This window comes from Virgibacillus sp. W0181, assembly GCF_051846915.1.
Taxonomy (GTDB): Bacteria; Bacillota; Bacilli; order Bacillales; family Amphibacillaceae; genus JBPYCR01.
In genome coordinates this window covers 1-23,352 of sequence record NZ_JBPYCR010000013.1, presented here as the reverse complement: position 1 = coordinate 23,352, position 23,352 = coordinate 1, and the positions used below count along the sequence as shown (strand labels likewise).

Sequence of the window (23,352 nt, the reverse complement as noted above, 5' to 3'; positions counted from 1 at the left end):
TGAAAAAGCTCTAAATGCATTTATGAATCACGGGATGGGCTAGTACTGTCTTTGCCACTATGGTTTTGATGGGGCGAGGAGTTATACGCATCTTCTAAATCTTTACAGTGGAACGAAAGCGTAGGTTCCAAGACGTGACATTCTAATCAGTGAGCGGTAGAAAAGATTCATACTCTTATCTGCAAAAATACTACATCCACTCTTTTTTTCTTGCATCTCTTTGTTTTTCAAAACAGAAGTATATTAGATGCTGTCTGTCTTGTTGAGTAATTGACTCAAATTTAAGCGAAGCGGTCGTGATTCCTTTTTCCACTTTAACCGAAATCACTTTAGCATCGGTATTAATGTATATGTGTTTACCTGAGTTTAGACGGAATGAAATCCAAAGTTCCACCTTATTTAAGTTAACTGCGTTTACCTGTTCTGGTACTATCATGGATAATCCGCCGCCGCTTATATCTCTAGTTACAGTTGTAAATGCTGTTGAATCCCCTTCATGGCAATGAATTGCTACATCTACTGCTGTTTTTATGCGAACATACTGTCTTCGCTGGATCCGCTTAATAAATTCTTTTCTGGGTATGGGAATTTTAAGTGCATGTATTCGAAGTTTCACACTTGCTTTTACTATCGAATGAAATTGATATACTGCTTGATCTGTATCGACATATGTGATCTTAACTTTTTCTCCTCGTCCAACAAAGACAGTTTTATGTGAATGCATGTTGACAGGAATGTCAATAAATAAATAATTTTCATTTATATCAATAATTTTACACCGCAATTTCTCTATTTGTTTCGAAGTTGACGTCTCTGTTTCCAATGTAAGAACGGTACCGACTTTCATATGTATCCCCCCTGCAAATAACCAAGCACTAAGAACTATAAAAAGTCTAATTTACATAGTTCCATATGCCTATTATTACAGAAGTTTTCTAAAAAGAAAAGGATTATTTAAAATATTCCTTCCGCTCCTGATAATTTTTCTACTTTTTCTTCTGTGCCATTTAATGCATTGATAAAAATACGATAGGTTTCATTATTTAAAACACCTAAAAATTCATACGTTAGCACTTCCTCGCCGAGATCGTTGTCGATAATCGCCATATGCTCCTCTTTTATGTCGACTTGACTATTAACTTTATCCCTCGCCTCTTCAGCGGTCAATTTTGGTTGGGCTATATTTCGATCCTCATGATTCATAAAATAGTTTCTAGCTGTTAAACCTAATATATCTCCATTATCCAGCGCTACCTTCACTTCTATTGCGTCGGAATAAACCCGAACATTATCTTCTTGATACAAAAAGGAGTAAACACCAATTCCGTCAAATTCTGTACTTTGATAAATTTGCATATTTTCAAATTCAAATTGCTTCAAGTAATTTTCAGCTTTCTGCAGCCCTTTATTCAAACTTAATTCTTTATCTTGCAATGGTCTTTCCACTAAAATGGTAATGGGATGTCCACCTTGTTGTGTCATATCCATATAGGCATTCTTATTTTCGTTTTTATATGAAATACTGTATGTGGGTACATCAGCCCCCTCCCCACTTTCAGCAATTGTTACATTTTTTTCATTTTTAGTTTGAAATAATTCTTTACTTATTTTCAATGCTTCTTTTTCACTTATTTTTTCACCGGAAATATTTTTATATTGATGCTCCTTTGTTGTTGCTCCAAGAGCGGCAAAATCCGTACTTCCTTCCGAAAAACCTTCAACCTTTTTTTCAACCGTTTTAAATCCATCAATAATGGTGTTGTCCGATTGTTGATCTTCTGTCGCAAGTGCCAGTTGCACATCCATCCATCTTAAATTATCTTTCAATACGACATGCTGCACTTGGCGCAATTCATCTTTTATATCCCCCGCTTGTTTATAAAGATCTTTAAAAATTGTTAATTCCTCATCGGTTAATGGGTCATCATTTAAATCCCGTACAGCTGTACGGTACGTGAAATCACCGATATCAGAAAGAAATTCTTCTGTTTTATTGAATGGCAGTAGTGTCAAAGGTAACTGACCTACATTGGAAAGTGCTTCGGAAGTTATTCGCCAAATATCAACAAATTGTGGCGACAGTCTATCTTCAGAGTTCATTGCCAGTGACGTACCAATTTTGTCATGTAGTATATCCATATGATAACTAAGTTCATGAAAGGATCGCTGATACGTATTTTCTGCCTGGATCAAAATTGCATTTTTTTCTTGATGTTCTTGGTATCCAAAATACCCAAGTCCAATTACACCTATAGAAAGAACTCCTATAATTATGCCCCGAATCATTTACTTCACACCTTTCTATTTACAAAATATATGCTTGCCAATTTTCTTGATTTGCGGGCGAGTCCATATCCAACCTGATGTAGCGGTATCTGGGTTAAAATAATAGAGTGCATTTCCTGAAGGGTCCCATCCATTGATCGCGTCCAGAACTGCCCGTTTTGCACTTTCATTTGGTGTAAGCCATATTTGACCGTCTGCTACAGCAGTAAATGCCCTCGGTTCAAAAATTACTCCGGATGCTGTATTGGGAAACGTAGGACTTTTTACTCTATTCAATATAACCGCTGCAACCGCAACTTGTCCGACATATGGTTCCCCTCTTGCTTCTCCGTGGACTGCGTTCGCCAATAGTTTAATATCATTTTGTGAGTATCCTTTAGGAACGTTAACCGCGGTTGATTGAGGCTTTTCTGTTTGCTTTTCTCCCGTTTCCTTTTTACCCGAATCTTTTTGTGATTGATTATCAGATTGTTCCGCACCACCATAATGTGTAAATTTATTCCCGGCATTTATTTGTTGCTTAACGTATTTTTCATTGTATTTTGTTACATCAGCCAGTTTTTGTTTTGTCGTGGCACCTGCCATTCCATCAATTTCCAATCCAAATTCATACTGGAAATTTCGTAATGCCCAATAGGTTCCCCATCCAAAAACTCCATCAACTTTTCCGTTGTAATACCCGATATACTGGAGCCTTGCTTGCAATTCAATGACATCTTCACCAACTGCTCCTTGTTGAATTACTTGAGAACTGAATGCTTGCACTGTGTGTATAGAATTTGACGGATGATATCCGAACGAAAAAACAATAAAGCCAATGAATAAAAGGAACAGTTTTTTTCGTTTCATCTTTTTTCCTCCCACAAAAAATATTGGTTGTACACCTATTTTCTGTGAAAAGAGTTTTTTTATTCATGAAAAATAAGAAGAACCCTTTCTCCATTTAAAGAAAGAGTTCTAATGATAAACATTTAATTTTCCATAATGGCTGATGCTATTTTTTCTCCATGGAATCTTCCGTTTTCGATAAAAGTTTCATTCCCATTATATCCAGATACAACGACTCCAGCTACGTATATTCCTTTCACATTTGTTTCGTATGTTGATTCATGATAGCTCGGCTTTCCGCTGGTGGGATTAATATTTATTCCGATCGATTCCATGAAATTTGTGTCTGGTCTATAACCGGTCATGGCAAAAACAAAGTCATTTTTAACTTTTTTTGATCTGCCATTCGTTTCAAAATGCACATGGTTTGTTGTGATTTTTGTAACACGTGCACTAAACTCCATATTTATTACTTCTTTTTTGACCAATGAATCGAAATCAGGCAGTATCCATGGTTTAATACTCTTGGAGTAGTCATTGCCACGGTATAAAACAGTAATTCTTGCGCCCGCTTTATATAGAGCCAACGAGGTATCTACTGCTGAATTTTTTCCACCAATCACTGTAACATCTTTATCAAAGTAAGGGTGTGCTTCCTTAAAATAATGGCTAACCTTTGGCAAGGTTCCGCCGGGAATATTCAATTTATTTGGCTGATCATAATAACCGGTAGCAACAATTATATTTTTTGCATGATAGGTACATTGCTCTCCTGAATCTTTTTCTGTCAAGACTTCAAATGTTCGACCAATCTTCGTTACATCTTGAACTTTTTCATACGTGTAAATTCGCAGCTTACTTCTTTTAGCAACCTCGCGGTAATAAGCCAAAGCTTGGCTACGAACCGGTTTTAGTTTATCTGTAATGAAAGGAATCTCTCCTATTTCTAACTTTTTACTTGTACTGAAAAAGGTTTGATGGGTAGGAAAGTTATAGATCGTATTTACAATTCCAGCCTTTTCAATGATTAGTGGTTGTATGCCATGTTTTTGCAATTCAAGTGCACAGGATAAACCACAGGGACCGCCGCCAATAATAATTGTATGTTCATTATTCATCACTTGCACTTCCTTTTTTACAAGATAAGAATGTATATAATTTTGTGCATAGCTGTCTAGCTTCGACGTACAGGATGTTCTAGTGCAAATCTTTTCGGTGGGGCGAGCATTTACGCGCAGTCCCAGGCGGCACCACAAGACGTGGCGTTCTAAGCCTGCCAGCCCAGAAACTAGGCGACTTCCCGCAGCGCCTTGCGATAAAGAAGACTTGCCGATGTCTTTAGCCAGAGGCTTAGTCGCCCTTATGCCCTTGGGTGAAAGTTATCATCGATTCGGTAAGACAAAGGAAGGCCAACTAAAAACGGGCTTTGCGCCCAACTCACGTATCCCCTTTTGCAGGGGCATGATTCCTTTATCTTAGGGTATATGGGAATGTTCGATTAAAACCGCCACTTTGCGTGGCGACATCGAACCACCAGCTCCCGTCTGGCGCAGTCGCTACGTTTCTAGGCAGGGCGCTTGCGCTTTTCTTTATGCGTTAAACCAAAAAACTCCTAATCATAATGTTAGGAGTTTTTGTCGTAATCTTAGATTTTAAATCCAGCCACGATAGCGTGAAGCTTCGGCCATTTTTCTTACCCCAACCATATATGCAGCGAGACGCATATCAATTCCGCGTGTTTCAGCTGTATTGTATATGGCATTAAAAGCTTTAATCATTGCTTTATAAAGTTTCTCTTCGATTTCATCCTCAGGCCAGTAGTATCCTTGGTTATTTTGTACCCACTCAAAATACGAAACGGTAACGCCGCCTGCAGAAGCCAATACATCCGGTACTAATAAAATACCTCTATCTGTCAATATCTTTGTAGCATCCATCGTTGTCGGGCCATTTGCAGCTTCAACTACAATATTTGCTTTTATGTTATGTGCGTTATGTTCAGTAATTTGATTTTGGACTGCGGCAGGAACTAAAATATCACAATCAAGTTCCAGTAAATCCTCATTCGTTATTGTTTTGTCAAAAAGCTTTGTTACTGTACCAAAACTGTCTCTTCTATCGAGCAAATAATCAATATCAAGGCCATCCGGATCATGCAAAGCCCCATACGCATCGGATATTCCGATCACTTTCGCACCTGCTTCATGCAAAAATTTAGCTAAAAAGCTCCCTGCATTACCAAAACCTTGAACAACTACTCTTGCTCCTTTTATTTCAAAGCCTCTTTTTTTAGCAGCTTCCTCAATGCAAATGGTCACACCTTTTGCAGTTGCAGATTCCCTTCCGTGTGAGCCGCCTAATACGATTGGTTTACCCGTAATGAATCCTGGGTTGTTAAATTCATCAATTCGGCTATACTCATCCATCATCCAGGCCATAATTTGCGAATTTGTAAATACATCAGGTGCTGGTATATCTTTTGTTGGTCCAACAATTTGGCTTATTGCTCGAACATAGCCACGGCTTAATCCCTCAAGCTCTCGAAAGGACATTTCTCGCGGGTCGCAAATAATACCGCCTTTACCACCACCATAAGGCAAATCTACAATGCCTGCTTTCAAACTCATCCAGATCGCCAACGCGTTAACTTCTTTTTCCGTAACGTCCGGATGGAATCTTACGCCCCCTTTAGTTGGACCGACCGCATCATTATGTTGGGCACGATAGCCAGTAAAAACTTTGATAGACCCGTCATCCATCCTTACAGGGATACGAACTGTCAGCATACGAAGTGAATCTTTCAACAACTCATACAGTTCATTTGGATAACCTAGTCTCTCTAATGCATCTTTAACAACAGCTCGTGTTGAAGTCAGTACATCCATTTTTTCTGTATTTTCCTGGGAAGAATCTGCTGCTTTATCGGCTACCATAAATTTACCTCCTAGATTGTCTAATAAATATTTTATAATAGCTCTACTCAGTGATTAGTATACACTTTCATTATAAATAATCAATAATATGAAATAAACTTTTGCAAATTACTGAAATAAATTTTACATTGAAAGTTGGACGAAAGCCTCAATCATTTCTTCGTAACTCATCCCATTTACTTTTGCTGAATCTGGAAATAAACTGGTCGGTGTCATACCGGGCAATGTGTTTACTTCTAGAATATAAGGAATATTTTCTTTTGTTAAAATAAAATCAGCTCGCGAGTACGTTTCGCAACCTAACAGCTGATGTGCTTGAACAGCGTATTGTTGAATTTTTTCTGTCAATGCATCGCTAATATTTGCAGGGATAACATGCTCACTACCACCTACCGAATACTTTGCATCATAGTCATACAAATCATTTTTCGGGATAATTTCGATTACTGGCAAAGCTTGCTCCTTACCGATGGATCCAAGTACCGGTACTGTAATCTCAATCCCTTCTAAAAACTCTTCTACTAACACTTTGTCGTCACTTGCCGCAGCGTTTTGAATTGCAGGATTTATTTGCTCTTCATTTTTAATAATTGTCAAACCAAGGGTGGAACCTTCTCTGTTTGGCTTAATTACAAATGGCGGAGTATAATTTAGTTTAATTTGCTTCGCTATTTCCTCTATATTTGTAGCATCGTTTACGGTATACACATTACTGTTAGCAACCGGGATTTTATTCAATGAAAATATTTCCTTTGCTTTTGATTTATCCATCGCTAAAGCAGAAGCAAGAACACCAGATCCAACATAAGGGATACGTAATAAATCCAATAAACCTTGAATTGTACCGTCCTCGCCAAATTTTCCATGCAATCCAATAAACACAATATCTACATCAAGTTCAATAATTTTCTCCAACTTATCTGGATGAAAATCAATGGGAACGACTTCATGTCCATTTTGTTTCAAAGCTTCTATAATACCTTTTCCTGATGATAACGATACTTCTCTCTCTTTCGAAACACCGCCATATAAAACTGCTATTTTCACACCATACACTCCCTGTCGCTTAAAACTGATCTATTTATTCCTTTTGATTAATTAAATAGTATCATTTTTACGGGTAACATACTATCATTTTCAAGAGTGATCTGGATGAAAATAGTGAACAATTTTCTCGATTGCACGAGCATTAATAATTTCTTTTCCGTATTCTTTTAATCGATAAGATGTAATAATGCTCGGTGTCGAATACTCTGACATAATTGCAATAATATCTTCTTTATTTTGCTTCAAATCTTTTTGTTCCAATAGTACATAATAGTTATTATTAAAGAAATATATTTGTCCATCTATTATATTACGTGTATATAAATGATCTGACACTTTAATAACGTCTTCAAAGTCATCAAAGTAAAAGATCAATTCTCTACTCTCATCCAATAAAACTTCCATTTCAATAAATTCCTCATCAAAATCAAATGGATCTGCCTTTTGTGTAACAATGATATGCATCCCTTGTGCTTGCATTAAATGAACATGCACAAGTAGTAAACCTTCTAACTCAAACTCCAGTTCCGTACTTGCTTCATACATCATGTCGCTGAATAAATTCTTCACATTTGTCGCATCCCGCCACAAATCATCGCGTGTAAAGCCACGTTCAACTAAATCATCAAAGGTTAAAAAAATGGTAAATTGATCGTCAGAAACTCGCTCAATCCGCATGCCGCACCCTCCTAAATAATGTAACTTTTAATTCGAATAAGATTAAGCTATGTTGGTATCATTTGTGTATTACATTATATGATGATCAATGTAAATTTGAACTTGTATCATTTAATTCTATTGTTTAACGAGTTACCGTGTGTAAGACCGCTTCTGCTCTGTCTTCCGATCACTCTTTTTCTTTAAGCGTTATTACATGGCATTCAGCTGTTGTTTGTAGTCGAAAGGGTAAAAGTGAATACCCATATCCTTCACTAATCAACACGTTCGTATCCCCGACGTTACTTAATCCTCCGTTTCGATACAATCCAAGAGGACCCAATCGTATTTGACCACCATGCGTATGACCAGCAAATACAATGTTGAATTTATTCTGAATTTCATGAGGCAACTCCTCAAATGAACGAGGTGTATGTGTAAGCAAAATCCGAAATGCGACTGACTCCTTATCCCAATTAACAAATAAATGATTAGCATGATCAGGATCATAATCAAATCCATACAAATATATAGAAGACGTTCTTTTATGTATTTGTGTAAAATCATCCTTTAACACTACAACACCTTCTTGTTGTAGTAAGGTTTCAAATGTACCCGGCAACACTTCATAATCGTTATTCCCCATAACAAAATAGATCGGAACATTCCATCGTTTGAGTTTCGTTATATTCTTTCTGGTCCGTTCAAAAGGTACACCTTTTTCCGTTAAATCTCCCCCGATCATAACAAAATCAATAGGATGACTGATCTTATTTAATGTTGCATCCTTTATAAGTCGGCGGTGGATATCCGCTATAAAAAATATGCTCATCCCATTAAAAGCCGTTGGCAATTTATTATCTACGATTGTTTGGTAATTGATTATATCGTAGTGTGCCTTATATATCATATAAAAAATTAAAATCAACAGCAGGAAAAAGGCAGCTAATAACAAAACTAAGTTCCTCCGATCTAGTTTCGGAACATTTTCATGTTGCGGTTACCATCGAACAAAATATTAGGGAATTTGAATCGCCTTAGTTACATTATATGCAGATTCATCAGCATATAATTATGACATTTATAATAACCAGTATGACTCCTGCTGATTATGTAGTAGCCAATACATTTAGCTAAATATAGTAAATATAAGCAATTCATTTAGGTACATATAATAAGCCAATCCTGAAACGATGATCAATAGGATTATAACAGCGACTATTCTAATAAATGGCATTTTAAATTTAATCCGTGTGTTTTTATTTTTACTTCCATGTATTTCACTTCTTGGTGGCAAGTTCAATATATCCACTTTATCAATCATATCCTGTGCATCATCATCTTTGTTTGACCCATTGTTTTCAGGTTCATTTGGTTCATCTTTTGTTCCTTCATGGTTAATCTCTGCAAATAACTGTTGCAGTTTTGCTGCTTGATGATCTTCATTATTATTTTGCACGCTCAATTTACCACACCTCACTTTTGCTTTTGTATGACAATGCCTAGTATGAAATCAACAATAAAATGCACAGTGATTGTAACGACCAGATTTTCGGTAAGTACAAACAAATACCCAATATAGAAACTGACAAATAAAACGGATAAAAACATAATCGGTTTATGCAAATAACGAACATGTACAAGTGCAAATATGATGCTGGCTGTAATATAGCCGAATGTGGTTTGTATTACTCCCCTAAATAAAAATTCTTCTGCAACGGCTACAATCAATGCTATTGCAAATATTTCTAATACGGTTCGATTTTTAAATACCCTTTCATTTATTCCCCCGTCATCATAAAACCGCTTTGGTACCAATACGATGAGAACTAAGTCGATCAACACAATCACAATACCGGGAATAACTCCATAATAAACAATATTAAATCCATTAAAGTCAAAATATGTAAACCACTCTGACACATTATCAAATAAAAAAAAGCTGGACACAAAACTTATAAATAATAATATCATTTGTGTTATGATTAATTGTTTAAATAGTTCTTTATCAGACAATTTTTTAATTAACTCCGTCTGTTTCATTTAATTCTCCAACTAACAATATTTGTTTTAATTGATCTCGCCAAGTCAATGATTGTTCCATATCAATAACCGGATTGTCCGCATTCCAATCGGTTAAAGAGAAACCACAATTTTTACAACATGAAACTGCCGGTTCCTTATATCCTTCTTGAAAATTGGCATATAATCGTTTACGGAGACACCCTTTTTCATATATCCAATCAACCATTTCATTTAATTTCTGTTGTTTAATCAATTGTCTCTCATTTTTAAATTGTTGTATTTGTTTTCGAGAACTTTCCCATGTTTTTGGTTCAAAATTAATGATATTATTAGTAATCATACCATGCTTTTCGGCTTGATAGTGCAAAAATCGCCATTGATTTTCATTTAATTCGAACTTTTTTTCTGCTTCCGGCGGTATTAACTGTCGCTGTAAATGCATGATATATAATTTTTCCCATACTTCATTAATTTCTTCCTCGGAAGGCAATTCTTTATGTATTAAGTGTTGATGGATATTAACATCATTTTTGGAGTATAACAACAAGCTTACACTGCTTTTTCCATCACGCCCTGATCTTCCTACTTCTTGAATAAAGGCCTCTAACTGTGCAGGCAGATGATAATGAATAACTAACCGAATATTGCTTTTATTAATTCCCATGCCAAATGCACTCGTACAACATACTATATCCAATTGGTCATTCATAAATTGTTGTTGAACCATAACACGGTCTATACTTTCCATTCCCCCATGGTAATAAGCAATTCGAAAAGCTGCGAGTTCATTAGATAGTCTTTGTGCAATTATTTCTGCTTCTGCTCTGCTTGAAAAATAAATAATTGCAGGCAATCGATAAGGACGTAAGATTCGCAGAAGACACGTCATTTTTTCATTATTATTCAATACTTCTTTTACTGTAAATATAATGTTTTCTTTGTCCATGGGGTATATATGCTGAATCATGTGTGGTCTTTTTAAAGCCGTTCGAATATCCCGTTGTATTGCTTCAGTGACAGTCGCACTTAACGCTAAAACAGGCGGGTTTTCCAACTGACGGATAATGAGATCGAGCTTTAAATAATCCGGCCTGAATTCAAATCCCCACTGTGAGATGCAATGTGCTTCGTCAATAACAAATAAACTCACTTTAATTTTTTTTAATTCATCCATCACTTCCTGTTGCTGCAATAATTCGGGTGACATATATACCAATTTATACCGATGAAGAGTTTTGTATAAACATTGTCGCTGCCCGTATGGAATAAAACTGGTTAGAGCAACTACTTCTTTGAATTGGCTAGCTTTTAGTTGCTTAACCTGATCCATCATTAAAGAAATTAAAGGTGAAATTACAATTGTTGTGCCTTCAAGAAGTTTGGCCGGCAATTGATAGCATAAAGATTTCCCTGATCCGGTCGGTAATATGCCTATCACATCATTTCCTTTTAATACATCTTCTATAATTTCTTTCTGTCCCGGTTGAAATGTGGAATAGTTAAAATGTCTTTGAAGTTGTGTCTCCAGCACTGGCGTTTGGTTCATACTCCTCTCCTCCCTTAATATGTGTAATCATCGTTAATACAAGGCGTATTTGAAAATAGGTGATCTCTTCACTAACATATTGTTTCAACGATTTTAGTTTATAGGAGCCGCTTCTTTGTACAGCATTCATAATTTCTTTTTGCTTGAACTGATCAACGTAGGTTTCAATTGGAAAATGTTTATCGTCTACGGCAATTTCCACAATGTGGTCATAGACTGTATTTACAGTTAGCTTACGAATTTTCGCTATTTCATGCGGAGTGTATTGCTTGTCCAAATAATAATACGTTTTTCTTGCTGATTGGGTTAGTTTATCTGTTTGCACAAGGTCTTTAATGATGGAGAATAATAGTGGATAAGTCGTTTTGTTGGTGATAATAATCTGGAGCATGCGATGTAATGTTCGTTCAAGCAACAAATGAACATCCTGAAAAGTAGATGCATATCGTATAGCGATTTGTTCCATGCTTTTACCATAATATTTATATCCTGTTAGGCGCTGTACAAATATTTCTGCTTCTTTATTTGAGAAACAATCCAAAATTTGTTCCAATTCGTTATATAGTTTTTCTAAAAAATTTTCTTGTTGATTATTCATCTGTTTATAATATTTTTTTACCCATAATTCAATTTCTCTTTTATCAACTACAGGGATATATGTATTATGATTCATCCTACTATTTGTAAAAACTTGAATGAGCAATAAAAGCCTCTCAGCAAATGGTAAACTCATTTCTTCAAACATAATTCCATTAAAATAGTGTAGGCTACATACTTTATAGTTCTCCTTCAACCACTTTTCCCCTGCAGGCGTGAGATCATGGACCATCGCTTCTTCGGATAGACCATTTAGCAACCCATCTTTATTCATTTGATGTAATGTATGTTCAAATATACTTTTTTTCAAAGTTTTATAAATACCATAAAATGATTGCAATTGATATAAATGAATATCCTGGATCGTCTGTATGGAACGTTTTGCGGTTAAAATATGATATACTGCGCTTGAGGATCTTTCTTTTTGTAGTTTGTCAAAACAAGTTAGTATCACGCTTTTCAACAACATAGAGTTCTTCCCTCCACTCATTTCAAACCATCTCTCATGTTTATTTACGCTTAATAGAACACGGATTATTTCCATACCGAGCAGTGAAGTTCGTCGAAATCTTATAAGTGTGCTTTGGAATACTTTTTAAATAAAAGTGATATAATCGGATATACAAGAAGCATAAATATTGCATTACCAATCGCATGATAAGTATCCATCGGAAGTCCAAGTATGTAGTAAGGCCAAAACTTCCCGGTTACTTGGTATGTAGTAAGCGAGATGATAAGTCCATAAAAATAGCCACAAAAAATCGAATAAATCATGATAGTATGCAGTCTCAGCTCCCCGAATACACTGCCAATCATACCGCTAATTACTCCGATGGCTCCCCATGCGACAATTTGCCATATTGTCCAGATACCCATTCCCAATAGCATATTTGATAAAAAAGTTGTCAAAATCGCCAAAAGCACTGCAGAAAGGGGGCCTAGCAAGACCCCACAAATAATGATTAGTGATGTTACCGGTTGGACATTTGGGAGAAATACAAATGCATATCTCCCTACGACGGCAAGTGCCGCAAGTAGTGCCAATAAAGTGATCCGATACGGGCTGAAATTCACTTTATTCATAGGACTGAAGATCAAATGTGACCTCATCACCTGCAGACAATTCAAACTCTGATGCACCTACCATAGGCATTTCGTTATTAACGAAATACATCCATGCTTTCTCTTCTCCTTTTTCAGGAGCAACCCCTTCAATTGAATGAATAAAACCACCGTCTTCTTTAATGTCAAAGTTTGCTTTCATGACATCCATAAGAATGGCTCCTTCTTCAATAGGTATTTCCTTTTCCTCTATAATTTCTTCACCATCATCTTTTGATAATGTGACAACAATGTTTTCTTCTTGAGCCTCTTCACTCTGTTCTGTTTGGTTTGTTTCCTCTTCGGCAGTCGGTTCTTGATTTTGGTTGTCATTATTCGCTGCACAAGCCCCAAGTAACCCGATAGTAAGAATAAATACGATAAAACGTCTGCTCCAATTAGTCATTTTTTTCCTCCTGTATTGTATTAGAGCATCGAGGATATTTCGCAATTCGGTTTAAATTAAATGAACAAGCCTTCAGTGTAAAGTTTACATACTGAATGATTTATTACAATATCAAGTCGTAATGATTATTCATCATCTCTTTAGACGCTCAATCCTCGAAGCAAAAATTTATAAACTTGGCAGGTCTACTGACTGATGAATACCTACTTTAAGCGCCTTCCCATATGCCAAAACATACAGTGGATTATGCTTATTTCGCTTCATTTACAGTTGCGAGGACAGTTCCGGATTTTCACCGGATTCCCTATTAAGACTTAGCAGTCACCAAATTCATTCTATATTTTGAAACCTTATTATAACGAATTTGTTTCGTATAAACAATCTAATCTTCTTTGTTTTGTGGAATTTTGAAGCTGAATGTTGTCCCTTCATTTAATTTACTTTTTACAGCAATCGTTCCAGAATGTGCCTCAACAATATGTTTGGCTATCGCCAATCCAAGCCCGGTTCCTTTTTTCTTTTTATTTCTAGTACGAGATTTATCCGCTTTATAAAACCGTTCGAAAACAAAAGATAAATCTTCTTCCGGTATACCACTGCCATTGTCTATTACTTCAACGTATAGCATGTCTGCTGTATTTGTCACCTCAATGTGGACCTTACCATTGTCATTTGAATGATTGAGTGCATTATCAATTAAATTGGTCAACACTTGCTCCAGACGATCGGCATCAAAAACCGCTTCATCTTTTTCAATACTTTTCGTCAATTCCAATCGAACATTATTTTCTTTTGCGGCTTGTGTGAATTTTTTAAGAATCCGATCAATAAAACTTTCCACGTTGTTCGACTCAAGCTGTAGTTGTATATGGCCGGCTTCCATTCTGCCTATATCAAGTAACTCATTCACAAGACGTCCCATTCGTAGTGATTCTTCATGAATGATTTGAGCCAGCTCATTTTTCGCTTCTTTTGTATCAGCAATATCGTCAACAATAGCTTCACTATACCCTTGTAATAAAGCAATAGGGGTTCTTAATTCATGTGACACATTAGCAATAAAATCCTTTCTAAGCTTGTCCATTTGCCTTTCTTCGGTCATGTCACGTATGACCGCTACGGCGCCTCGTACATAAGCTTGATCATATAACGGTGTCATTATCATTACCCAATTGCGGCCTTGTAAGCTAAGCTCCTGCAATACTTCATTTTCCCCATTAATCACTTTTTGCAAAATTTGGTTTAACTCTTCCGGTAATAACATATTATCCTTATCCAACACTTTGCCATTTTCAAAATACCAATCTCGAACAAATTTCTGAGCAGGTGGATTCGTTATAATCATTTCACCTGATCTGTTAAGTGTGATAACCCCATCAGCCATCGAGGTCACAATTCCAGATAGCTGCTCTTTCTCCTGTCTTAGTGCATTTATATGAAACTTCAATTGCCTCCCCATTCGGTTAAAGGCAATGGCAAGCTCTCCTATTTCATCATGAGTCAAAATAGGGACCTTCGTGTTAAATTCTCCTCTCGTTAAATCGAAGGCAGCTTCCCGCATTTTTATTAACGGAGATGTTATTCGAGTGGACAAAAAGAACGCAAAAACAGTTGTTAATATAATCGCAATCCCAGCAGCAACAAAGATAATTTTCGTCGTTTCCGCCTTTGTTTGATCGACTGCATCAAGAGATTGATACACTATAACAACACCATTGTTATGTTTAATCGGATCTGCAACAATCATTACTTCGACTTCGTTGTCGGGGATAACCATTTGTTTATTGAAGGACTTGTTATTCGCAGCTGCTTGTTTAATATCTTCGTTGTTTAAAAACCACTCATTATCCAAATGAAGTAAATCCTCATTTGTCGTATCAGAAGACCACAAGGATCCATCCTGAAAAACAATGACTACTCTACTTACAGGATCTTTTACTCGTTCCGTCGTTCCCATAACTAAATCCTCTTCATCATGTTGTTCCACTAAAACAGAAACCTTTGTCGCCGTTTGCATCATATCCTTTTCTGCTTCTTGAATATGAAAGCCTTCGAAAAATTCAAGTAATAAGATTGTCAGTATAAATAACACAAAAGAAACTAGCAATAGTATAGTTATTGCTAGTTTGCCTACTACGCTGCGCCAAAACATTATGCATCATCTACCTCAAGTTTATATCCAACGCCCCAAACAGTTACAATCATTTTCGCAGCTTCTTTGGAAACACTTGCTAATTTTTCGCGTAATCGTTTTACGTGTGTATCAACCGTACGCAAATCCCCAAAGAACTCATATTCCCAGACTTCTTTTAATAAATCCTCCCGTTTAAACACTTTATCAGGAGCCTTCGCTAAGAAACATAGTAATTCATATTCTTTCGGTGTTAAGCTAATTTCTTTACCGTTTGAAGTAACACGGTATGCATCAAGATCAATTGTTAGCTCGGGAAATGCTAGCAAATTTGCTGATTGCGTCATATCTTTATTATATTTTGCATCTGAAGTTCTTCTAAGTACAGCCTTTACACGTAAGACAACTTCTCTTGGACTAAAAGGTTTAACAATATAATCATCTGTTCCCACTTCAAACCCTTGCACACGGTTCGATTCTTCCCCTTTAGCAGTGAGCATAATAACAGGTGTATTCTTTTCCTCTCTCAACGCTTGACACACTTCTATTCCATCCATTCCAGGCATCATTATATCAAGTAATATAACATCATAATCATTTGACAATGCCATATGAAGGGCGTCGGTCCCATTGTCTGATTCTTCGACGGTATAACCTTCTCTTTCCAGGTACATACGGAGCAACCTTCGAATTCTATCTTCATCATCAACTACTAATACGGATGTATTTTCGGGCATTTAGGATCCTCCTCCAACTCATTCTTCTTTCAGTATAAACGAACTACGAGTAAAAGTATAAGTAGAAACATGACATCTTCCTTAAAGCGGAAGATATCATGTTCATTAATAGGTTATTTTTTCAATGTATTATGCATAAGAATGCAGACCTGCCAATACAAGGTTTACAGCAACCAGATTAAACATAATAATCGCAAATCCGCCAACAGCTAACCATGCCGATTTCTCTCCGTGCCAACCGCGTGACAATCTTAAATGCAAAAATGCTGCATAGAAAAACCACGTTATAAGTGCCCAGACTTCCTTAGGGTCCCAACCCCAGAAACGATCCCACGCTATTTGCGCCCAAATGGCTGCAAAAATAAGACCGCCAAGCGTAAATACTGGAAATCCAATCGCTACTGCACGATACGTAATTTCATCTAATAAATCCGGTTTCGCTTTTCTCAAAAGTGGCTGGATCGCTGCACCAATTCGCTTCCTGGTAAACAAGCGAATCAACCCATATAAAATAGTTCCTACAATTACAGACCAAACAACCGTATTAAATTTTCGACCGGCATCAGCACCATGCATCCAACTCGGTGTTTCAAACAATGGAGCCATAGCCCCTTCTGTTATTAATACACCGCCATTCGGACCCGCAATCGCTGGTAAATGATAATTGGAAACAATTGTTCCATTACCGGAAGGATATTCAAATTGTGCGTTGTATCCCATCACATTAAAGGTTGTTGTGATGACAACAAACCCTATAGCCACGACGATTGTGTATAATATTGCCTCCAACCAAGCGCTTCGTTTATTAAGTGTAGTTTGATCAACCTGCCTTGTTAAATAAATTAAGGCAGTCACAAAGCTTAGTGATAAAATAGCGTTCCCCAGAGAGACGGTTGTTACATGTATATACAACCAATGGCTCTGCAAGGAAGGAACAAGTGGAGCAATTTCCCTTGGGAACATACTTGCGTAAGCAATGACGACTAATGCAATCGGAAGTGCAAATAACCCTAAAACTGTCAGACGATAAATGAAATACAAGATAATAAATGCCAACACCATGCACATTCCAAAAAATGTCATAAACTCAAACATGTTGCTGACTGGTGCATGTCCACTTGCCATCCACCGGGTAATTACATAAACAATTTGCGCCAGGAAACCAATTATTGTAATGGTAATTCCAATGGACGCTGCTTTACCGCGTCGCCCATCCATTTGATTTTTATTTTTATCGCGAATCGTAGCACCAAAAAAGAATGTAGCAATTAAATACAGAACAAACGCTGTATAAAGTGCCGTACTGCTAATACTGTATAAATTTTCCATGAAGATCCTCCTTTATCGCTGAAACAAAACAGAATACTTTCGGTAATGATTTACATTTTTGTGTTCTGTTTTTTTATCGTAGTTACTTCTGATCTTCTTCCAATTCCTGTTGATCGACGACCATATTAATATTCGTATCTGCTACCGCTTTTTCGATATCTTTTTTCACACCAAACCAGTTTTTATTCGTATGTGCAGCGAGTAAAACACCTTCACCAGTAGGGTTGATCCAAATTCTACGATGCTGCCAATACATTCCCTGTACAACACCAATCATAAATATTAGTGCTCCCAGTCCAAATAGCGGCAACGTATAATCCTTGCGTACAGTAAGTCCGCTGACATTGTGCATTTCAAAATCTACAATCCCCAATTTATAGTCGTTTTCACCAGTAGCGTCAATGTTTTTTCCAATCCCAACAAAGCTAACTTCTGGTTCCTCTTCTCCAGAAGGATAATAGAAAAATACAAATGCGGGATTTCTAGGATATTTGGATTCCGATCTTGGTTCGCCATTATCAAGGTAGTAATCCGGATAGTACTGGTCGACAACAAGTTTTGAACCATCTTCCAGTTCATATTCTGTTTTCGGCGAAGTAAGTTCAATTGTAACGGTATCGATTGCCTTCTCCTCTTCATCGTCCGTTTCATGAATCTTAAACGTCATGTTTGTAAATTCGTTTTCCTGATAGCCTGATTGATAAATCGTATAGCCGTCAAACTTAATTGGCTGATTCATTCTAATCTGTCCTTGTACGACTTTTTCTAATTCTGGTTTCGCTCCGGTTAAAGAAGATTCTTTTGCCTTATAAATAATCGCATCTGTCTGATAGTTTTTGGCAACCATTGCGCCTTCTTTTTCAAGGGCATCTTTAAATCGCTCATCATTTTCATCATAATATTCAACCGTAAATTTTTCATTTTTGATAAAATATTCACTGTCCGTTCCAGGGATAGCCAGTTCTTCCCCTTCACGAATCCAAACATACTCATCAAGAAATAAAAAAGGGGTCATGCGTAATAAAGCAGCCGCTAAAATAATAATTAATCCAATATGATTAACGTACGGCCCCCATCTTGAGAATCGCCCTTTTTCGGCTAAAATATGGCCATCTTCATCCCGCACGCGATAGCGTTGTTTTTTAAGCCGCTCGATCACCGTTTTTTTATCTTTATTTGATACGACATCTGTTTCGCTAAATAAACGCTGTCTGCTTAAAAACGTTTTATGACGTTTAGCCTTTTGCATTTTTAACGCTTTATACAATGGTACAACGCGGTCAAGACTGCAAATAACGAGGGAGACACCGATGAGCGCAATTAACAGCATGTACCACCAGGAACTATAAAGGTTATGAAAGCCCAGTTGATAAAACACTTTACCGAACAACCCATATCGTGCTTCATAAAATATCGAAGGTTCTCGTGAAACAGCATCGGCAGGTATGTACATTTCTTGGGGGAAAATTGAGCCGATAGCCGAACCGATTAGAGCAAGTACAATTAACCAAACGCCTACTTTAACGGATGAAAAAAAACTCCATGTTTTATCAATAATTGATTTATTGTAAGTTTGTGACCTTCGAGCAGTTCCGTCATAACGCATATTCAATAACTTCTTATCATTATTGCCATCAATATGCTGGTTTTCCTCTATCGGTTTACCGCAAGCTTCACAAAGTACGGTACCTTCTGGATTCACATGCCCGCATTCACACTTTATTTTATTCATTCAAATCCCTCACAATACTAATTCTGCTTTGGCTCTATTTCTTGAAAATAGCCTTCCAGTCGTTCCAGTGTTAGGGCACCTTCTATCTTTTCCACAATGATACCTTCCGGGCTAATAAAAAACGTGCTAGGTATAGGCCCTACTTTATATTTGTCGCTCACTTGATTTTTTTTATCATGCGGGACTGGAAAGGTTAGGTCGTACTTATCAATGAATCTGTCGATTACCAATTCAGTGGCATCCAGACTAACCGCTACGATCTCAATTCCTCTATCCTTATATTCCGGATATAATTTTTGCATAAAGGGCATTTCTGCCTCGCAAGGTTTACAGTATGTCGCCCAGAAGTTAAGCATAACACCTTTACCTTCTAGATCACTTAATTGAATGGTCTCCAATTCATTGTTTTCACTTATTTGCTGTAATTTGAAATCAGGAGCTTTATCACCCACGTCATAAACTGTCTTATCCTTATTAAAATTGGAAAATAGAGCGAAAGCTACTGCAGCTAGTAACACAACCAAAACGACTGTTCTGAAAAACAAGCGTCTTTTAATTCGTCCTTTTTTCTTTTTTCTAACTTCTTCCATGTTCAAGCTAATCACTCCCACAGCCATTGTATCATTGATAGGTGGTGCGATGTTTGTCTATTGTTTAACATTTTGATTTGCCATGTTTCTCATTTGCTTCACTTCATATGGTGTCAACTCTCGATATGTTCCCGTTTTAAGGCCTTTAAGTGTTAACATGCCATATTTTTCTCTTTTCAATTTTAAAACTGGATAACCTAGTTGCTCCATCATTCGTTTAACATGCCTATTTTTTCCCTCATGCAACGTTATTTCCAAAACGGTTGAATTTGCTTTCTTGTCAGTTGACACGATATTATAATCGATCGCTTTGAGGCGCTCGTTATTTGATATAACACCCTTCCTTAATCGAGATAGTTCTTTCTTGGAAGGAATACCCTTTATTTTGGCCATATACACTTTTTTAATTTCATGTTTTGGATGCATCAATAAATGTGCAAATTCGCCGTCGTTTGTTAGCAAAATAAGTCCTGACGTATCATAATCGAGTCTCCCGATTGGAAATACACGTTCATCAATACCTGCCAAATAGTCCATAACTACTTTCCTGTTTTTATCATCTTTTACACTCGATATAACGCCTTTTGGCTTGTACAACATATAATAAACTGGAGCTTCCTTTTCCAACGGGACCCCGTCTACAACGATTTTATCTTTTAGGGAAACTTTTGTTCCAAGTACTGTCGTTACTTCATCGTTTACTTTCACTCTTCCATCAAGAATGAATTGCTCAGCTTTTCTTCTAGAAGTAATCCCACTTTGAGCTATAACTTTCTGCAATCGTTCCAACGATTCACTCATTAATATCACCTATTTTTTCCATAATGAAAGCGTTAATCTAGATTAACGCTTCTAATTTTACCCGAATATGATATTTACTACTACTATGGACGCTATTATACCAATTAAATCAGCAATTAGTCCAACCTTTAGTGCGTACCCCATTTTTTTAATTCCGACAGCACCAAAATAAATAGTAATTATATACAAGGTTGTGTCGGTACTTCCTTGCATTGTAGAGGCTAGTCTGCCGAGAAATGAATCCGGACCATAGTGATCTATGAGTTCTGTCGTCATACCGAGTGCCGCTGTTCCTGATATCGGCCGCACAAGAGCTAGTGGAACAATTTCCGCCGGGATACCGACGAGGGAAAGGGCTGGAGCGATAAAATGAATAAAAGCTTCCAACGCTCCGGAGCTTCTAAGAATGGAAATAGATACAATCATGCCTACTAGAAAAGGAAGCAAGGAAAATGCCATCTTCACACCTTCTTTTCCTCCTTCTGCAAACAATTCGTACGTCGGCACTTTTTTCCACGTCGCAACGAGTAAAACGATTAAAATAAAACATGGAATGAGCCACGTACTGATTGTTGTGATTACGCTCAACCTAATCCCCTCCATATTTACTTTTATTCATTTTGTAAAATAGACGGTCAACACAAATAGCTCCTATTGTTGAGCATATCGTTGCAAGGATGGTAGTGCCGACAATTTCAGTCGGGGAAGCAGAGTGGTGTTGCATTCTTATTGCAATAACAGTTGTTGGAATAATGGTTAAACTCGAAGTGTTTAATGCTAAAAAAGTAATCATCGACCTGGATGCTTTATCTGTGCCGCTGAGTTGTTTCATTTGCTCCATTGCTTTAATTCCCATCGGTGTAGCAGCGTTTCCCAATCCAAATAAATTTGCAGTTATATTCGATAAAATATATCCAAGTGTCGGATGATCTTTCGGTATTTCCGGAAATAATCGAATGACAATTGGCTTGAAAATTGATGTCAAAACTTTTAATATACCTGCTTTTTCAGCGATATTCATTATCCCTAGCCAAAACACTAATATGCTAATAAGTCCGATCGAAAGTGTCACCGCTTCTCCGGCACTTTCAAATAAGGCGTTATTCACCTGCTCCATCGTCCCATTGAACATCGCATAAATAATGCCGATCATGGCCATGCACGCCCAAATGATGTTAACCATTTATCTCCAACCCCGCGATGCTTTTTATTATCCGAAAAAAAGATGTACTATAATTACGATCTAGCCGTGGCGGATTGCTGTAAACTGTTGTCTGATGAATTGGTTTAGATTTTAGTGAAAATATCATTTGACCCAAAACACCTTGAGTGGTTTTATCGTCTGGTCGGATATAAGAATGAACATGTGAATATTCGTCATCTGTTAAAGGATAATATACAGGTTCTTGTAAATACCCAGTAAAAAGATCGTTTGTTTCTTTTAATTTAAAATTAATCTCCTCTCTGTTTTCCAGCGAACGAAGCTTGAAATTTTTATAGCCCCATTCAAACATTTGGATATGATCACGCCAATCATCCGAAGCATTTAACGTAACCGCAATTAATTCAAAATCGTCTTTTTTGGCAGTTGTAAGCAATGTCCGTCCTGATTTTTTAGTAAATCCGGTTTTCCCTCCCGTACAATGATCGTAGTAATACGTCAATAATTTATTTTTATTTTTCCATGCATAAGATCTATTGTCAGCGGTATGAGTGATAGTGCCGGATATTTTTTTGAATTGTTCATTATTCATCGCATATTGCATTAATAATGCCATATCATAAGCTGTTGAGAAATGAGAATCGTCATGAAGTCCGTGCGGATTTGTAAAGTTTGTATTTGTCATGCCGAGCCATTTTGCCTTTTCATTCATTAAATATACAAATCCCTCAACACTTCCTCCTACTTGCTCACTTATCGCAACTGCCGCATCGTTGCCTGAACGTAACATCAATCCATAAACAAGATCTTCAAGTTTCATCTTTTCTCCTTGTTCCAAATAAATAGAAGAACCTTCCGTATAAATTGCACGTCTGCTCGTTTTTACTTTTTTATCCATTTGACCTGATTCAATTGCTATTATTGCGGTCATTACCTTCGTAATGCTTGCAATCGGTTTTTTTTCATGTGCTTGCTTTTCATATAACACCCTACCGGTTGATTGCTCCATAAGAACAGCATTATTAGCCGATACATCGACAGATGCTTGAACAAAACCGGGAAAATACAAGACTATAAATAATAGAAAAATAAAGCATAAAGAAATACGCATAGTAGGCTTCCTCCCGTAGTATTAATCCCTACCATATTTTATGCTTGTACATTGACGTTATGATTAAAGATTACTTTATTTACACATGCCATAAGCACTAAAAAACGCACATCATTTATTCATTAAATGATGTGCGTTTTGGTTGAGGTATTTGATGCTCTCCAACAAAATCGAGCTTTTGGAAGTCAACAATTCCCGTTGTCATATAAGAAAAGCGCAAGCGCCCTGCCTAGAAACGTAGCGACTGCGCCAGCTCAAAGCTGGTGGTTCGATGTCGCCACGCAAAGTGGCGGTTTTAATCGAACATTCCCATATACCCTAAGATAAAGGAAT

The 23,352-nt window shown here is 36.9% G+C and carries 23 protein-coding genes and 1 riboswitch; all 23 genes read right to left on the bottom strand.

Features of this window, described 5'->3' with window-relative positions; translation table 11 throughout:
* Positions 1 to 190: 190 nt before the first annotated feature.
* The 23 genes from ACLIBG_RS07560 to ACLIBG_RS07450 all read right to left on the bottom strand — a co-directional run bounded on the left by ACLIBG_RS07560 (position 191) and on the right by ACLIBG_RS07450 (position 23,019).
* Entirely contained in the window at positions 191 to 847 is a 657-nt protein-coding gene (locus ACLIBG_RS07560; protein WP_439312154.1) for a flagellar brake protein, read from the bottom strand.
* Between the two features lie 107 nt (positions 848 to 954).
* Positions 955 to 2,286, bottom strand: a complete 1,332-nt coding sequence (gene ypeB / locus ACLIBG_RS07555; protein ID WP_439312153.1) for a germination protein YpeB — start codon at positions 2,284 to 2,286, stop codon at positions 955 to 957.
* Between the two features lie 15 nt (positions 2,287 to 2,301).
* Entirely contained in the window at positions 2,302 to 3,135 is an 834-nt protein-coding gene (gene sleB / locus ACLIBG_RS07550) for a spore cortex-lytic enzyme (RefSeq protein WP_439312152.1), read from the bottom strand.
* Positions 3,136 to 3,257: 122 nt separating this feature from the next.
* Positions 3,258 to 4,232 carry a YpdA family putative bacillithiol disulfide reductase gene (locus ACLIBG_RS07545; RefSeq protein ID WP_439312151.1) on the bottom strand — a complete coding sequence of 325 codons (975 nt, stop codon included), beginning with the start codon at positions 4,230 to 4,232 and terminating at the stop codon, positions 3,258 to 3,260.
* Positions 4,233 to 4,766: 534 nt separating this feature from the next.
* Positions 4,767 to 6,047: a Glu/Leu/Phe/Val family dehydrogenase gene (locus ACLIBG_RS07540; RefSeq protein WP_439312150.1), complete on the bottom strand. Its 1,281-nt coding sequence runs from the start codon at positions 6,045 to 6,047 to the stop codon at positions 4,767 to 4,769.
* Between the two features lie 123 nt (positions 6,048 to 6,170).
* Complete coding sequence (locus ACLIBG_RS07535; RefSeq protein ID WP_439312149.1) at positions 6,171 to 7,094, bottom strand: D-alanine--D-alanine ligase; 924 nt, start codon at positions 7,092 to 7,094, stop codon at positions 6,171 to 6,173.
* A gap of 90 nt (positions 7,095 to 7,184) precedes the next feature.
* Complete coding sequence (locus ACLIBG_RS07530) at positions 7,185 to 7,772, bottom strand: genetic competence negative regulator (protein ID WP_439312148.1); 588 nt, start codon at positions 7,770 to 7,772, stop codon at positions 7,185 to 7,187.
* A 169-nt stretch (positions 7,773 to 7,941) separates the two neighbouring features.
* The gene (locus tag ACLIBG_RS07525) at positions 7,942 to 8,706 is read right to left on the bottom strand and encodes a metallophosphoesterase (RefSeq protein WP_439312147.1); all 765 of its coding nucleotides are present in this window, start codon (positions 8,704 to 8,706) and stop codon (positions 7,942 to 7,944) included.
* A 174-nt stretch (positions 8,707 to 8,880) separates the two neighbouring features.
* Positions 8,881 to 9,216 carry a hypothetical protein gene (locus ACLIBG_RS07520; RefSeq protein ID WP_439312146.1) on the bottom strand — a complete coding sequence of 112 codons (336 nt, stop codon included), beginning with the start codon at positions 9,214 to 9,216 and terminating at the stop codon, positions 8,881 to 8,883.
* A gap of 11 nt (positions 9,217 to 9,227) precedes the next feature.
* A complete protein-coding gene (locus tag ACLIBG_RS07515; RefSeq protein ID WP_439312145.1) occupies positions 9,228 to 9,794 on the bottom strand; it encodes a lysostaphin resistance A-like protein in 567 nt (188 codons plus the stop codon).
* Positions 9,772 to 11,322 (bottom strand): RecQ family ATP-dependent DNA helicase, encoded by a 1,551-nt coding sequence (locus ACLIBG_RS07510; RefSeq protein ID WP_439312144.1) that lies wholly within the window; start codon positions 11,320 to 11,322, stop codon positions 9,772 to 9,774. The genes ACLIBG_RS07515 and ACLIBG_RS07510 overlap by 23 nt, the downstream gene beginning before the upstream one ends.
* Entirely contained in the window at positions 11,276 to 12,388 is a 1,113-nt protein-coding gene (locus tag ACLIBG_RS07505) for a helix-turn-helix domain-containing protein (protein ID WP_439312143.1), read from the bottom strand. Before ACLIBG_RS07505 ends, ACLIBG_RS07510 begins: the two co-directional genes overlap by 47 nt.
* Before the next feature lie 101 nt (positions 12,389 to 12,489).
* A complete protein-coding gene (locus tag ACLIBG_RS07500) occupies positions 12,490 to 13,017 on the bottom strand; it encodes an ECF transporter S component (RefSeq protein ID WP_439312142.1) in 528 nt (175 codons plus the stop codon).
* On the bottom strand, positions 12,995 to 13,426 hold the full coding sequence (locus ACLIBG_RS07495) for a DUF4430 domain-containing protein (RefSeq protein ID WP_439312141.1): 432 nt from the start codon (positions 13,424 to 13,426) through the stop codon (positions 12,995 to 12,997). Before ACLIBG_RS07495 ends, ACLIBG_RS07500 begins: the two co-directional genes overlap by 23 nt.
* A 161-nt stretch (positions 13,427 to 13,587) precedes the next feature.
* A riboswitch (cobalamin riboswitch) is annotated at positions 13,588 to 13,770 on the bottom strand.
* A gap of 38 nt (positions 13,771 to 13,808) precedes the next feature.
* On the bottom strand, positions 13,809 to 15,578 hold the full coding sequence (locus tag ACLIBG_RS07490; RefSeq protein WP_439312140.1) for an ATP-binding protein: 1,770 nt from the start codon (positions 15,576 to 15,578) through the stop codon (positions 13,809 to 13,811).
* Positions 15,578 to 16,294 (bottom strand): response regulator transcription factor, encoded by a 717-nt coding sequence (locus ACLIBG_RS07485; RefSeq protein ID WP_439312139.1) that lies wholly within the window; start codon positions 16,292 to 16,294, stop codon positions 15,578 to 15,580. The genes ACLIBG_RS07490 and ACLIBG_RS07485 overlap by 1 nt, the downstream gene beginning before the upstream one ends.
* 129 nt (positions 16,295 to 16,423) lie before the next feature.
* Positions 16,424 to 17,623, bottom strand: coding sequence for a c-type cytochrome biogenesis protein CcsB (gene ccsB, locus ACLIBG_RS07480; RefSeq protein WP_439312138.1), 1,200 nt, complete (start codon positions 17,621 to 17,623; stop codon positions 16,424 to 16,426).
* Between the two features lie 82 nt (positions 17,624 to 17,705).
* A complete protein-coding gene (gene resB, locus ACLIBG_RS07475; protein WP_439312137.1) occupies positions 17,706 to 19,355 on the bottom strand; it encodes a cytochrome c biogenesis protein ResB in 1,650 nt (549 codons plus the stop codon).
* A 17-nt stretch (positions 19,356 to 19,372) separates the two neighbouring features.
* Positions 19,373 to 19,951: a thiol-disulfide oxidoreductase ResA gene (resA, locus tag ACLIBG_RS07470; RefSeq protein ID WP_439312136.1), complete on the bottom strand. Its 579-nt coding sequence runs from the start codon at positions 19,949 to 19,951 to the stop codon at positions 19,373 to 19,375.
* Between the two features lie 51 nt (positions 19,952 to 20,002).
* Positions 20,003 to 20,746 (bottom strand): pseudouridine synthase, encoded by a 744-nt coding sequence (locus ACLIBG_RS07465; RefSeq protein WP_439312135.1) that lies wholly within the window; start codon positions 20,744 to 20,746, stop codon positions 20,003 to 20,005.
* A gap of 57 nt (positions 20,747 to 20,803) precedes the next feature.
* Positions 20,804 to 21,334, bottom strand: coding sequence for a spore maturation protein (locus ACLIBG_RS07460; RefSeq protein WP_439312134.1), 531 nt, complete (start codon positions 21,332 to 21,334; stop codon positions 20,804 to 20,806).
* 1 nt (position 21,335) lies between these two features.
* The gene (locus tag ACLIBG_RS07455; RefSeq protein WP_439312133.1) at positions 21,336 to 21,929 is read right to left on the bottom strand and encodes a nucleoside recognition domain-containing protein; all 594 of its coding nucleotides are present in this window, start codon (positions 21,927 to 21,929) and stop codon (positions 21,336 to 21,338) included.
* A complete protein-coding gene (locus ACLIBG_RS07450; protein WP_439312132.1) occupies positions 21,922 to 23,019 on the bottom strand; it encodes a D-alanyl-D-alanine carboxypeptidase family protein in 1,098 nt (365 codons plus the stop codon). The genes ACLIBG_RS07455 and ACLIBG_RS07450 overlap by 8 nt, the downstream gene beginning before the upstream one ends.
* Positions 23,020 to 23,352: the final 333 nt, after the last annotated feature.